The organism is Alicyclobacillus pomorum DSM 14955 (genome assembly GCF_000472905.1).
Taxonomy (GTDB): domain Bacteria; phylum Bacillota; class Bacilli; order Alicyclobacillales; family Alicyclobacillaceae; genus Alicyclobacillus_A; species Alicyclobacillus_A pomorum.
In genome coordinates this window covers 70,311-82,602 of the sequence record NZ_AXAR01000003.1, presented here as the reverse complement: position 1 = coordinate 82,602, position 12,292 = coordinate 70,311, and the positions used below count along the sequence as shown (strand labels likewise).

At 53.3% G+C, this 12,292-nt stretch carries 14 protein-coding genes; 5 read left to right on the top strand and 9 right to left on the bottom strand.

Features of this window, described 5'->3' with window-relative positions; translation table 11 throughout:
* Window positions 1-60 precede the first annotated feature (60 nt).
* Window positions 61-147: a DUF1697 domain-containing protein gene (locus tag YWK_RS21355; protein WP_084453466.1), complete on the bottom strand. Its 87-nt coding sequence runs from the start codon at window positions 145-147 to the stop codon at window positions 61-63.
* A 169-nt stretch (window positions 148-316) separates the two neighbouring features.
* On the opposite strand from YWK_RS21355, the gene YWK_RS22620 reads away from it, so the two are divergent.
* Together YWK_RS22620 and YWK_RS0104075 are read left to right on the top strand one after the other, a co-directional pair.
* The gene (locus tag YWK_RS22620) at window positions 317-688 is read left to right on the top strand and encodes an MFS transporter (RefSeq protein ID WP_026963795.1); all 372 of its coding nucleotides are present in this window, start codon (window positions 317-319) and stop codon (window positions 686-688) included.
* A complete protein-coding gene (locus YWK_RS0104075; protein ID WP_026963794.1) occupies window positions 685-1,596 on the top strand; it encodes an MFS transporter in 912 nt (303 codons plus the stop codon). The genes YWK_RS22620 and YWK_RS0104075 overlap by 4 nt, the downstream gene beginning before the upstream one ends.
* Window positions 1,597-1,739: 143 nt before the next feature.
* Here YWK_RS0104075 and YWK_RS0104070 read toward each other — a convergent pair whose 3' ends face one another.
* Window positions 1,740-2,153 carry a nucleoside triphosphate pyrophosphohydrolase gene (locus YWK_RS0104070; protein ID WP_026963793.1) on the bottom strand — a complete coding sequence of 138 codons (414 nt, stop codon included), beginning with the start codon at window positions 2,151-2,153 and terminating at the stop codon, window positions 1,740-1,742.
* A gap of 167 nt (window positions 2,154-2,320) precedes the next feature.
* Here YWK_RS0104070 and YWK_RS20790 point away from each other — a divergent pair, with 167 nt between their 5' ends.
* Window positions 2,321-3,487, top strand: coding sequence for an LCP family protein (locus YWK_RS20790; RefSeq protein ID WP_169727135.1), 1,167 nt, complete (start codon window positions 2,321-2,323; stop codon window positions 3,485-3,487).
* A 60-nt stretch (window positions 3,488-3,547) separates the two neighbouring features.
* Here the strand turns inward: YWK_RS20790 and pruA are convergent, their stop codons facing one another.
* The 6 genes from pruA to YWK_RS0104035 form a co-directional block, all read right to left on the bottom strand.
* Complete coding sequence (pruA, locus tag YWK_RS0104060; protein WP_026963792.1) at window positions 3,548-5,095, bottom strand: L-glutamate gamma-semialdehyde dehydrogenase; 1,548 nt, start codon at window positions 5,093-5,095, stop codon at window positions 3,548-3,550.
* A 167-nt stretch (window positions 5,096-5,262) separates the two neighbouring features.
* A complete protein-coding gene (locus YWK_RS0104055) occupies window positions 5,263-5,643 on the bottom strand; it encodes a hypothetical protein (protein ID WP_026963791.1) in 381 nt (126 codons plus the stop codon).
* 83 nt (window positions 5,644-5,726) lie between these two features.
* Window positions 5,727-6,248 (bottom strand): D-glycero-alpha-D-manno-heptose-1,7-bisphosphate 7-phosphatase, encoded by a 522-nt coding sequence (locus YWK_RS0104050; protein ID WP_026963790.1) that lies wholly within the window; start codon window positions 6,246-6,248, stop codon window positions 5,727-5,729.
* Between the two features lie 39 nt (window positions 6,249-6,287).
* Entirely contained in the window at window positions 6,288-6,740 is a 453-nt protein-coding gene (locus YWK_RS0104045; protein ID WP_026963789.1) for a MarR family winged helix-turn-helix transcriptional regulator, read from the bottom strand.
* Between the two features lie 239 nt (window positions 6,741-6,979).
* The gene (locus YWK_RS21350; RefSeq protein ID WP_026963788.1) at window positions 6,980-7,150 is read right to left on the bottom strand and encodes an SPW repeat protein; all 171 of its coding nucleotides are present in this window, start codon (window positions 7,148-7,150) and stop codon (window positions 6,980-6,982) included.
* Between the two features lie 184 nt (window positions 7,151-7,334).
* A complete protein-coding gene (locus YWK_RS0104035; RefSeq protein WP_035465962.1) occupies window positions 7,335-8,195 on the bottom strand; it encodes an aldose epimerase family protein in 861 nt (286 codons plus the stop codon).
* Between the two features lie 169 nt (window positions 8,196-8,364).
* Here YWK_RS0104035 and YWK_RS0104030 point away from each other — a divergent pair, with 169 nt between their 5' ends.
* Window positions 8,365-9,780: a glycosyltransferase 87 family protein gene (locus YWK_RS0104030; RefSeq protein WP_026963786.1), complete on the top strand. Its 1,416-nt coding sequence runs from the start codon at window positions 8,365-8,367 to the stop codon at window positions 9,778-9,780.
* A 127-nt stretch (window positions 9,781-9,907) separates the two neighbouring features.
* Window positions 9,908-10,342 carry a MarR family winged helix-turn-helix transcriptional regulator gene (locus YWK_RS20785; protein WP_169727134.1) on the top strand — a complete coding sequence of 145 codons (435 nt, stop codon included), beginning with the start codon at window positions 9,908-9,910 and terminating at the stop codon, window positions 10,340-10,342.
* 147 nt (window positions 10,343-10,489) lie between these two features.
* Here the strand turns inward: YWK_RS20785 and YWK_RS0104020 are convergent, their stop codons facing one another.
* A complete protein-coding gene (locus YWK_RS0104020) occupies window positions 10,490-12,289 on the bottom strand; it encodes an adenine deaminase C-terminal domain-containing protein (RefSeq protein WP_026963785.1) in 1,800 nt (599 codons plus the stop codon).
* Window positions 12,290-12,292 lie beyond the last annotated feature (3 nt).

Genomic DNA, 12,292 nt, shown 5'->3' with positions numbered 1-12,292 from the left:
TTGGACGGATAGCCTTTACGACACAGCAAATATACTTCACGATGTACAACACCTACATCGTCAACGCTGGGCTCTTAGCTTTTCCATCTTAATGATCTTTTGCCCACTCACGTTGATTCCTCGAAGCAAAGCGACATAGATGGTCATTTTATCAACTTCCTTTATCGTCGGGCTTTCATGGCTTTCCCCTCACTTCTGAAGCTCCTTCAACGCTGTTTACGACGATTGACGTATGGACAGTGAGGGATAAAGCCATTACGGTGGAAATGTACTCGTCAAATGTATCTGAAACCAAGCTACGTGGGGTGACCAATCCGTGCAAGGGAAAATCTACGCCAACCTGTCTCGAAACCCACAGTTTCGGTTGTTCTGGATTGGAACCATGTTTGCTCAACTTGGGATGACCATGAGTTGGATTGCGTTAACGTGGCTCGTTCTTCGGGAAACTGGATCAGCCACAAACATCGGGCTTGTACTCGCGGCCTATCCGGTCGCACAAATGATAACAAGTCCGTTTATCGGAATTGTCCTTGATAGGTGGCCACGCAAGATCCTGATGCTGTTCGACAACGTGGCACAATTGGTGTTATACGCTCTGATTCCAGTTGTGGAGTGGTTCATCCGTATCCCGTTTCTTTTTTACTTGTCCTTTTCATTCTCGCCGGTGCGCTTTCACCGATTTCCATGATTGGCCGCAGTGTGCTCGTTCCAAATCTCGTGACGGATGAGGAACTCGAGGCAGCGAACGCCCTCACGCAGGTCCGTATCAATCTCGCCACGCTGCTCGGTCCGGCGCTCGGTGGAATGCTCATTGGCTTCATTGGTGCACCGCTCACTTTCCTGGTCACGTCAGGCTGCTTTCTTGTCTATGTCGTGACACTCATTGCCATTCCCACACGCATGTACGCGGCAGACCTGTCTGCCAATCCAGCCTCTCGAGGGTCGAAACCAGATGGCACCTGGCTTACAAGGTTAGGGGAGGGGTGGGTCTACTTATATCGAGTCCCGCTCCTCTTCCTGCTCACAATGATCACGCTGTTTTTCGACCTCACGTACGGTCCGCTGGAACCCGCCCTGCCGGTGCTTATTGCGCAGAAATTCCACGGGCAGGCGTCGATGCTTGGCATGATGTGGTCAAGCTTCGCTGTCGGTGCCCTCCTCGGCACATTACTCTGGGGCCGTTTTCGCCCGCAGTGGTCGGTCCGTTGGGTTACATCATCCATCATTGTCTGCTGGGGCTTGTGTAGCGGTATCTTGGGCCTGGCCCAAAGTCCGTGGCTCGCGATGGCGAGTCTATTTCTGGGAGGTTTCACGTACGCGCCCTATAACGTCATCTATGCGACTTGTCAACAAAGACTTGTACCAGACCAAATACGCGGCAAGGTCTACGGCGCAACCACGACCATGACAGGCGCAGGGCTGCCGGTCGGATACCTCATGGGTGGTGTCATGGTGGCTTCCCTCGGCGCACCGTTAACAGTCTTGATTGGGGGCGCGGCATGCGTCCTGCTCGGACTGGGTGTCTTCCTGCTGCGCAGACCCTGGAATGTGGAGACTGCAAAGAGCGAGAAACGTACATCGCTTCCCGCTCCGTGACATCATGTGTATGAGCGATTTGCAAAAGTCCACTTGCGTGGTTCGTCGCGATGTTGCAAATCGCTGATATGCCAAGACTGATGATTGATATAGATTCGCGGCCTCTGGCGCAATCGACCACGATACGCTCTTCTGTTCTTTGCCTAGCAGCGGAACTCCCGCAGTTGCAAAGCGTCAGAAGATGCACCGTCTGCCACGACTTCGAGAAACATTTTCTGGTGGAAGTTACCACATCGCTTGACGCGTTCAGCCCGCGCCTTTTCCACTTCTTCCATCGTCAAATCGTTCATCTCGAGCCAAATGTCGATGCAGTCCAGCAAATCAGCCAGCGACTCGAGGCTCTCCGTCTCCGAAAACTGAGCGGCGCTGCGAGAAATCGTGCTGAGCAACGCGTCGCGAAACGCAGTGTCATCGAGAATTTGATAAACCGCAATGTTGCCCATGGCCTCAATGATTTCCGGCATTTTATCACGTACCAATCGGTTGTACACTGTTACGCTCGGCCGACGGTTCGGCGAGGCGTTTGACGCGTTTACTGGGCGTGAATCTTGACTCATGCCCCACCACCTCCAAACGGATAACATCGCGGGGAACTTTGTCGTGCTGGTATTTGTATTTTCGGGCAAATGCGCAAAAAGTGCAAATCATTTTTCGCGACAACGTCATGGACAACTTTTTTGTTGCATCAGGGCATGATAAGGGCACTGGCAACAGGGGTGATGGAATGGCGGGACGACATCTCAAAAAGAAACCGAAACCATGGAATGATACAAAATTACAGCGAAAGCGAAGAACGGTGATTATCGCCTCCGCCATGGCAGGCTGTCTCACCCTTGGGGCAGGGGGTTACTACGCGCTGACACGCCCACTGACGCACACCGAAGCCGCTCAGTACAAAGGCATGACGTTGCCGCCGGTTGAGACCACGGCACCGGACGAGGCGCGCACGAACATCCTTCTGATTGGGACAGACAACCGTGCTGGCGAACCAGGTGGTAACGCGGACGTCCTGATTCTCTGTAGCATCGACCGGAAAAACAAGCGCATCGAATTGATGTCCATCCCGCGAGACACAAAAGTCATGTTCCCGGACGGATCATCTTCGAAGATCAACGAAGGATTGATGTTGGGTGGTCCCGCACTGGCGGAAACTCTCGTCAACCAGCTCATCCATCAACCCATCGACCACTACGCACTGACGCACTTCAGTGGGCTTGTTGACATTATTGACACCCTTGGCGGCGTCACCATGAAGGTCGACAAACGCATGTACTACAACACGGGAGACAAGCAATACGCTGTCATCAACCTACGGCCTGGTGCACAAACGTTGACTGGTGAACAAGCCCTCGGCTACGTTCGTTTCCGACATGATACACTCGGCGACATTGGTCGAACCGAGCGACAACAGAAGTTCCTGACGGCGTTGGCACACCAGCTCCTGAAACCCACAAACGTGACGAAATTGCCAACGTTGGTTCGCGAGTTCTGGGGCACCATTGACACAGATATGAGCATGCTTGATGTGCTTGGCCTCGCCGAGAAGGCCAAACAGTACGAGGGATACCAAATTATCCACGAAACGTTACCTGGCTCATTTCATGATCCCGACAAGAACTCGCCGAATGACCAAAGTTACTGGATTGTGAATCCACAAGAAGCCAGATACGTTGCGGAACAATTCTTTGACAAAGGCGTGGTCGTCCACAGTCCGATACAAGATCCCCAGGTCACAGAAAACTGGACTCCTCCCGTGACGAATTCTGGCAGCGTGGACAACGCGATGAATGGCCACGACCATATCGGGACGGAAGCAAACAACCTGCCCACAGATCAAATGAGCGCTATGAGCAACTCGGCAAACTGGTGGCTTGCCGCCATTCCATACTGATTCACACACCCGACAGAAAGGGCGCACTCTGAGGTGCGCCCTTTCTTCCATCTCATTTCATTAGAGCTTTTCCGACACGGCCTTCGCCTGTGTGAATTGCAACAGTAAATCACGTCCGCCCGCCTTCGAATCCGTTCCCGACATATTGAACCCGCCAAACGGATGAACGCCAACCAACGCACCCGTAGACTTGCGGTTAAAGTACAGGTTGCCAACATGGTATTCTCGACGTGCGTATTCGAGGTGATCTCGATTGCGACTGAACACGGAACCTGTCAAGCCGTACTCCGTGTCATTTGCAATGCGAATGGCATCCTCGAAGTCTTTGGCCTTAATCACTGCCAGCACAGGGCCAAAGATCTCTTCTTGGGCGATGCGTGCTTTGGGATCGACATCCGCGAAAACCGTGGGCTGAATGTAATATCCATTCCCTTCGGCCTTGCCACCGCCAATCAGCAACTTGCCCTCGCCCTTTCCAATTTCAATATACGAGAGGACCTTGTTGTATGCCTTCTCGTCGATGACGGGACCGACATTGCTAGATTCATCCATGCCAGGGCCAACTTTCAACTTTTGGGTAAGCTCCACAATGCGATTCAACATTTCATCGTAGACATCCTGGTGAATAATCGCACGCGAGGCCGCAGAGCACTTCTGCCCGGAAAAGTTGAAGGCAGAACCGACAATCTGGCGCGCAGCATCTTCGAAGTCCGCGTTATCGTCAACAACAATGGCGTCTTTCCCGCCCATTTCAGCAACAACGCGCTTGAGCCAAATCTGACCGGGTTGCACCTTCGCCGCTCGTTCGTAGATCCGGCAGCCGACGGCACGGGAACCGGTGAACGAAATGAAGCGGGTTTTCGGGTGGTCGACGAGGAAGTCGCCAATCACATCCGGGTTACCCGGCAAGAAATTGATGACGCCGTCCGGAATACCTGCTTCCATCATTATCTCCATGAATTTCGCGGCAATCACATTGGTGGGCGTGGCTGGTTTCACAATCACGGTGTTCCCGGCAACCACCGCAGATACCGTCATCCCAGTCAAAATCGCGAGCGGGAAGTTCCAGGGTGGAATAATAATGCCTACGCCGAGAGGTAGATAATATTGTTCGTTGTCTTCGCCCACAATCCGAACCAGAGGATGGGGTTCACCTAAGCGAATGGCTTCACGCCCGTAAAATTCCAAAAAATCGATGGCTTCTGCCGTATCGGCGTCTGCCTCGGCCCATGTCTTCCCGGCCTCATATGTCATCCACGCGGACAGCTCGTGTTTCCGCCGACGCATGATGGCTGCCGCCTTGAACAGGTAGCGAGCTCGCTCTTCGAAAGACTTGCGCTTCCATGTTTCAAATGCAGCCCATGCAGCCTGCATCGCTTCCTCCGCGAGTTTTTGATCCGCTTGGGCGACGTACCCAATGACTTGATCCAACTGCGATGGGTTGATGGAAGTCTCCTTCTTCTCCGTCATCACCGGTTTTCCGCCAATGTACAGCGGGTACTCTTGTCCCAGTTGTGACCTCACCAAGTCCAACGCCTGCAACATGTGTTGTCGGTTTTCAGGGATGCTAAAATTCGTGAGTGCCTCGTTTTCAAATGGTCCCAACATGGTCTTATCCTCCAGTCTGTGACTGCCTGTACACAGTTGGTATGTCACCTGAATTAACACACTAGCCTATTTTACCTGTCATTTTGATGGTCGGCAAACCGTACGCGGACAGCCTGCACTCCGCGGACCGTGCGCACGGTTCTCGCGACCTCAGTGCACATTCCATGTTACCACCACACGCTGTAATACATCTGTGCTGCCCAAGGGTCGTACCCAAACGCCCCAGTCGACGGAAACGGCGCATACGGCGCGAGCGTCGGATACGCAAGTACAAAGTCCTTCTGATTCCACGCTCGGTAGACCGGCTGAGTTCGAATTGTGCGGGCTCGTGTTGCAGGGTGCGTCGAAACCAGTGGTACAGGCACTCCATCCCGCAGCGACCAACTCAGAAGATTTTCGTGGTCGACCATCTGAGACCACAGCAAGTGCTCCCACCACTCTTCCAGATGTCCGTCTACCCAGTCCGTGTCGCGAAGATTTCCGTCTGTTTGCAACTCCACTTCCCACTGCCTATCACTGTCCGCTGGGCGCCAGTCGTCCTGATCCATAGGTTCATCCCCTTGTCCTTGAGGACTGTATGAAAACGACCGCTCCTCGCGCGGCCGCATCCCATGTATCATATGGCGCCCGCCTACAGACCTGTGAACGCATCCGCTACAATCCACCTCGCCGCATCTGCCAAATCCGTTGCAACGTAGTCTGCTGCAGAAGGGCCACGACCAATACGAACCGTGTGGGTTCCTGCCGACTGACCAGCCTCCACGTCCGTCTCCATGTCGCCAACCATATAGCTGGCGGTAAGATCAAAGCCGTGCTTGCGCTGCAACTCCAATAGCAGCCCTGGCTTCGGCTTGCGGCAAGAACACCCCGCTTTCGGTGCATGGGTGCACGCGGCGACATCGTGAATCTCAGCGCCTTGTTCACGTAGCTCCCGAAGCATCTTCTTGTGAATGGCTTGCAACGTGTCCTCGGACATGTATCCGAGCCCCACTCCACCTTGATTCGTTGCCACCACCACGAGAAACCCTGCCTCGTTGAGGCGCCGGATGGCACCAGCCGCGAAATCGAATAAGTACAAGTCATTCGGTGTGTTCACATAGTCCCGGTGGTCGTTGATTACGCCGTCACGGTCCAGAATGACTGCGCGCATCATCCGTCAGAACGTCCAATCCACACCATGTTATCCATGGAACTACCTCTTTCCGTCAGATTCACTTTCTACAATCTCCACAATCCGGTTGACAATACGCAGAAATTCGTCGACGTCGTTTGGACCGAGTTGCTCGAGGATGGACCGCACGCGGTCGCTGCGTAGCTTCCGAATGACTTCGAATTGTTCGCGGCCCTTCTTTGTAATGACCACGTTGACCACTCGCCGGTCGTCGTTGGAACGCAATCGCTCGACATACCCCATGCGCACAAGTTCATCGCACACTTGTGTAACTGCGCCTGGACTCAATCCGGACACTCTGGCAATATCCGAGGCCTTCGCTTGTGGGCACGAAGACAAGTATCGTAAGACGAATATCTGACTCCCCGTCAGGCCAAATGTCTGAGAGAGGAAATATGTGCGAATGGTCCGTTGAAATCGGGCCAATACATCTTCTAGTTCCTGCAATTGATGCGTAAGTCTGTCCTCGTCCACGGCGGAGTTCACTCCTACAGAACTGAGTTAAGCGTTTGCAAAACACCATGAGAAATGTTTTACGAGACTGTCTCACGTAGCGTACAGCCTGTTTACAAACGCCGAGAAACCTAGCGATACTAATATTTTAGCAATGAAACAATTACGCGTACAACCAGACAAAAAGAGACAGGCATCCATGTGATGCCTGTCTGTTCCAAAGTGGTATAAAGACACCGTACTGTCTGGGAGAGACTACCCTACGACTTGTTCTGCTTGTCGGCGCAAGCCGCCCAAATAGAGAGAATGAGAATGATGACCCCGAAAATGACGCTGTTCCAAAGTCCGCCGGTGTTGCTCGCAAAACCGTACACCCAGGGCGAAATGAGGACCCAAAGGCCAATAATACCGCTCAACCACAGTTGCCACATGTGACCTCACCTCCTTCAGGTTAACCGGAACGTTAACCCTATCTGATTCCTATGCAAACGTCTCTCGAAATGTTCCTTTCCTAAAACATCTTTCACGAATCGAAATGATTTTAACTGCGGCTTTGCAAAGTGTTCACATAGAAAAACGCGGTGCACATACACCGCGTTTCATGGACGAGTCGCGTCACATGCAGCGAATCGTCAGATAGGTTTTCAAAGGCACACCCGGCTTCACATACATTACGTCCTGTCCAGTATTCAGTGAACCCGTCTTGGCCATCCACGGCTCTACACACACGAATGGCTTTCCAGAGACTGTCCACAAGACAACATACTTAAACTCCGGGCCATATTCCATCAAGACCTTCCGGCCGATGTCGGGGAGAGGAAAAGAGATGGACCGCCGAGAAGCATTGAGCAGTACCGCGGATTCCACCATGTTCGTTAAATCGATGTGTCCTTCATAGTCCTTCTCCGCCATGTCGTTGTAGTCCAGATACCGGGTTGCATCCGTGTCATAGTGCAGGTCTTTTACCGACGATTTGAAGTAGGGATGGAACCCCGCGTACATCGGCATCGGACGATTGGACTTGTTGATATATGTTTGAAAAATGGTGAGCGATCCGCCTTTCAAGACGTACTCGAACACCAGCTCGAACTCAAACGGAAATTCCGCCAACGTCCGCTCATTGCTGACCAGTTGGAGCGTGATGGCCGCACCGTCCTTTGTGTCCACGTTGAGCACTGTCCATGGGTTGGTCCGGGCGACACCGTGATTCTTCATGAAATACGTGGTTCCTTGCCACTCGTACGCCCCTCCCTGCAACTGACCGCAGATTGGGAACAGGACGGGAATTCCGCCGCGGACATTGGTATCGGGATTCAGGAACGTGTCCTTGTCGAGGTACAGGAGTTCTTCCCCAGCCAAACCTAAGGAGACCACCAGGCCACCTCGTTCTGGAGCAATTCGAAACCAGGAATTCGTGCTATCGTCCACAAGCTCATATAACTCGTAGCCGTCTCTCCATTGGTTCATTCGGTACATCGGGACACCTCCATCATCATCATCTATCATGGATATTGTACGCCCTCTTCCGCACCGTCTCAAAGTTCATGAGAACCGTGTGCAAACTGCTGGTGTTCCCTGTAATCTAATCGTGGGAACACACCACGTCGTGTCCGGTACTCACCATAGATTGGACGGTTTCTAGAAGATGATGCATAGTCGGAAAATCAAACAAGTCGCCTACGGATCCATGGTTCTCCTCTACGTGACCTGTATCTGCGTTTCGTATACATGGGCACACAGATTGTACGGCAACGGCAAGGTCGTCCAAGATATCCACAAGGCGTGGCTGCTCGAAGCCCTTCCGTGGCTAGCGGCCTGTGCCCTCGCGGTCGCGTTGTCACGAGTGCAGCCCTTCCATCGGCGCCGCTTTCAACTTGGCGTGCCGCTTGTCCTCTCACTGGTCGTGACCATCTGGCTCATCGCCCAGCCTCTGGCGTACTCGCTGGATGTATTGCGCTACATGTGGGATGGACGCCTGTTGGTGCATGGTGTCAATCCGTTTCAGTACGTTCCCATCCATCCCCACCTCACCCAGTACCGACACTGGTCGTACTGGTGGCTCATGGACTGGAAAGATTGGCCCGAGGCGTATCCACCGGTGGCACAGGTGTACTTTGGTATCATCGCGTGGATGACGAATGGAACGCTCTCTCAATACAAAGCAATGCTGATCTTCAATCAAGTGGCCAGCATGGTCTTGTTTTACGCTGTACTGGTGGAACGAAAGCGAGGTAATACACGCGGTACCGAGCCGTACCTACCGCCGCGAAGCGGTCGTGTCTTGCGCTGGATACGCCACTACATCGATGAGGCACATCGCCTGTCGGACAAGGACGTGCAGCAATTCACTCTATTTCTGTTGTTTCCGCCGTTGCTTGTGGAGTCCTTTGGATCTGGGCACGTGGACATGTTCGCCATTCCATGGCTGTTGCTCGCCTGGCTGTTTCGGCTCAGGAATCAACCGATAGCCATGGGCGTGGCGCTTGCCATGGCAACTTGTATCAAAGTGTATCCAGCGGTGATGCTCGCTGCGCTCATCGACCTGCGGACATGGAAATATTCCCTCAAAGCCTTTGTGAGTTTTCTTTTGTCCGTCGTCGTCGTATACCTTCCCTTTCTTTCGGCACGGGGTGACCTGTTCGCGTACTTCACCAAAGTGTCGCAGATAGCGTACAACGGAAGCCTGGAGTATGTACTCGCAAAGTGGTTTGGGCCCATCATCCACAAACACGCGTCCCTCATCATCCTGGGTGCCGAGCTCACTGCATGGTATGTGGTACTTGTCACAAGCGCCCGAAAGTGGTCCATCGAACAGAAGGTGTGCCTGACGGGGCTCGTGTTTATACTGGCTTCCCCCGTCATGCACCCATGGTACGTCTTGCCGCTGCTACCATTTGCCATCATTGCAGCTGACTTCGCAACGGAGTGGCTTGCGGTGGCCTCTCACTTGACTTACGGTGACGTGTTTTTGGACATGTACATCGAGTACCTACCGACGTACGCGTTCCTGTTTTTGCAGTGGCGACAATGGAAGTCTGCAGTGAGAACAAGACGAACCTAAGGTATGGCCGTAGACTGCGCCTTTCTCGCAGACGCTTCCTACCTCAAATCGTGGTATGCTAATGATGGACGTCTCAGTCTGTAACGTACAATGTAGAACCGTGGTGGCAAAAATGGATACCCATGTGATGCGTGAGACATGCGCTGAGCTAGCGTACCAGTTGTTGATTTTGCAGCAAAACTTGGCGACAACGCTCGCGAAGGAAGGATTCACGCGAAATCAGCTGTTCGTCCTTAGCTATTTGAGTAGACGGGACACGGCGAAGATTGGAGATATCGCCCGGGCTGCAGATATGAGTCCGAGCACCATTACTGCCCTGTGCGACGAACTCGAGGCGAAGCACCTCGTCCAACGTCACAGGTCAAAGAGCGACCGACGAGTGGTCTATGTTACGCTCACGGAGGATGGCAAGAGAAAGCTGGAAATGGTCCGAGAGCAACGCGTGAATCAGATGATGGAGATGTTCGCGCCGTTCGATCCACATCAATTGGAGACGACCGTCGAATTCGTCAAAGGATTGAACTCCGTATATAAGACGCTTGTACTGCCAGAGAACACGTGACCGATACTTACAAAGCGCTGCATATATTGCCGAATTGATCTATATCAGGTTCACATTGCCAACAGCCAGGGGCGCTGGCATGGTTATCACATTGACAACAGCATCCTTCGATACGAGAGTTTCAATCCTTTGCACAGTCTGTCTTCGTTACCTTGCAGGTGCGGTTCGAAGGTGTTGCAACGGTTTTTTGACGGATGGATACAGGACTTGTTTGCTTTTCACGTCCACCAATCCGCTTGGCGTCAGCCGCAGACCAGGCAAATTGTCGCACGTCAAAAACAGCAGAGAGTACAAGATGTCATGGAACGGATATCCGCGTTGTTTCACCGCTTCCGACAACACGCGATGGTATTCTACCGCCGTACGAAACGACGCGCTGGGTGTCATCATGCCAGTAAAAGGAAGCGGAATTTCCAAAACCACTTTGCCCTTGTCTACGAGAACAATGCCTCCGCCCAATTCGCGTACCCGTATGGCGGCCTGTGCCATGGCGGTCGGGCTTTTGCCCAGAGCAAGGATGTGTGTGGTCGTGTTGTAGGTGCTCGCCAAGCCTTCCACATCATCCAGGAAGTTTTCTAGAATCGCGTGAGATATCCACTCACCAGACCGCTCCAGCAAGGCTCCGTAAATCAGTCCGGGTTCCCCTTCTAAATCCACCAATCCATGACGGACCCGCACGGAAACATCTTTCCGTTCCGAAATCACCGCCGACTTGAAACGAATAACTGGAATGGTCGCGCGTTCGTCCGCCCCGGGTTGCGCATACACGAAGAGATTCGGGTCTTGCAACTGCTCACCAGAAACAACAATCGGTTTTGTCTGCGGATACGACAGCCAATCGATGGTCGGCAAATGAGCCGTCAACTGTTGGTGTCGTGCGACCACCCGCCCGCCGGCAACCACCCACTCAGGTTGAAACTGTTGGAGGTCCGGAAGACACACCAGATCTGCGCGGCGCCCCGGCGCAATCCCGCCAATGTATTCGTCGAGTCCTAGGTATGTCGCGGGGTTTAAGGTCACCATCTGAATCGCCTGGATGGGAGAGACGCCGTGTTCAACGGCGGATCGCAATAAACCGTCCACAAATCCGTTGTCCTCAATGAAGCTGGGATGTGGTCCGTCCGTGGTCATCATCATCCGATGTGTCTGCACGCCGCATTCCGTCACAGCCTGTATAATCTCCGATAAGTCCGGGCGCAAGGAACTGTTGCGCAGCGTGGTCCACAGTCCGAGCCGCAACCGATCCAGCACTTCCTGTACGTGAATCGCCTCGTGACAGGCGCTGATGCCTGCAGCCACAATGGAATTCAGCCGTTCATAGGAGCACCCGGACGTATGACCGTCTGAGACCTTGCCCAGGCGCTTGGCATAGTCAATGTTGTTCAGCAGGTGCGGGTCAGCGTCGTACAACATCGGCCACCGGGTTATTTCAGCCGTCCCCACCACGTCAGGGAGCTGGAGGAGTTTCCGGACGTACTCAGCGGCAAACTCCTCTTTCTCTTCCGGGTAGTCGACCTGGGAAATCAGCCGGACCAGCCACAGATGCAGTCCTGGCAACGCGCGCACATCCTGGACCATCTGGGCAAATCCTTTTGGACCGAGGTGCAAGTAAAAGAACAAGTTGTCGTGCACCAGGGTGGTAGTGCCGAGCGGCAGGACCTTTTCCGTGAGACTCACAGGGTTGTAAACCACCCAAGGATGGGCGTGGGGTTCAACAAATCCAGGAGTAATGAAACGGTCGTCGGCATCGAGAACAACTGTATTTTCATCCACCACAAGGTCGCTGGGGCCCACGTATGCGATGCAATCCTTGTATACAGCGATGTTTGCAGGGACAATTTCTCCAGAGTAGACGTTGACAACCTGCCCCCCTCGAATCCACAGGCTTGCAGCTCTTCTTCCTTGGGCGACTTCAATCAGTTCGTTTCGCGTCGCTTCGGATGCCAAAAC

Excerpts from the sequence above, each read along its gene's own strand:
- YWK_RS21355 (WP_084453466.1), bottom strand. The coding sequence starts at position 147 with ATGACCATCTATGTCGCTTTGCTTCGAGGAATCAACGTGAGTGGGCAA.
- YWK_RS0104075 (WP_026963794.1), top strand. The coding sequence starts at position 685 with ATGATTGGCCGCAGTGTGCTCGTTCCAAATCTCGTGACGGATGAGGAA.
- YWK_RS0104070 (WP_026963793.1), bottom strand. The coding sequence starts at position 2,153 with ATGAGTCAAGATTCACGCCCAGTAAACGCGTCAAACGCCTCGCCGAAC.
- YWK_RS20790 (WP_169727135.1), top strand. The coding sequence starts at position 2,321 with ATGGCGGGACGACATCTCAAAAAGAAACCGAAACCATGGAATGATACA.
- pruA (WP_026963792.1), bottom strand. The coding sequence starts at position 5,095 with ATGTTGGGACCATTTGAAAACGAGGCACTCACGAATTTTAGCATCCCT.
- YWK_RS0104055 (WP_026963791.1), bottom strand. The coding sequence starts at position 5,643 with ATGGATCAGGACGACTGGCGCCCAGCGGACAGTGATAGGCAGTGGGAA.
- YWK_RS0104050 (WP_026963790.1), bottom strand. The coding sequence starts at position 6,248 with ATGATGCGCGCAGTCATTCTGGACCGTGACGGCGTAATCAACGACCAC.
- YWK_RS21350 (WP_026963788.1), bottom strand. The coding sequence starts at position 7,150 with ATGTGGCAACTGTGGTTGAGCGGTATTATTGGCCTTTGGGTCCTCATT.
- YWK_RS0104035 (WP_035465962.1), bottom strand. The coding sequence starts at position 8,195 with ATGTACCGAATGAACCAATGGAGAGACGGCTACGAGTTATATGAGCTT.
- YWK_RS0104030 (WP_026963786.1), top strand. The coding sequence starts at position 8,365 with ATGATGCATAGTCGGAAAATCAAACAAGTCGCCTACGGATCCATGGTT.
- YWK_RS20785 (WP_169727134.1), top strand. The coding sequence starts at position 9,908 with ATGCGTGAGACATGCGCTGAGCTAGCGTACCAGTTGTTGATTTTGCAG.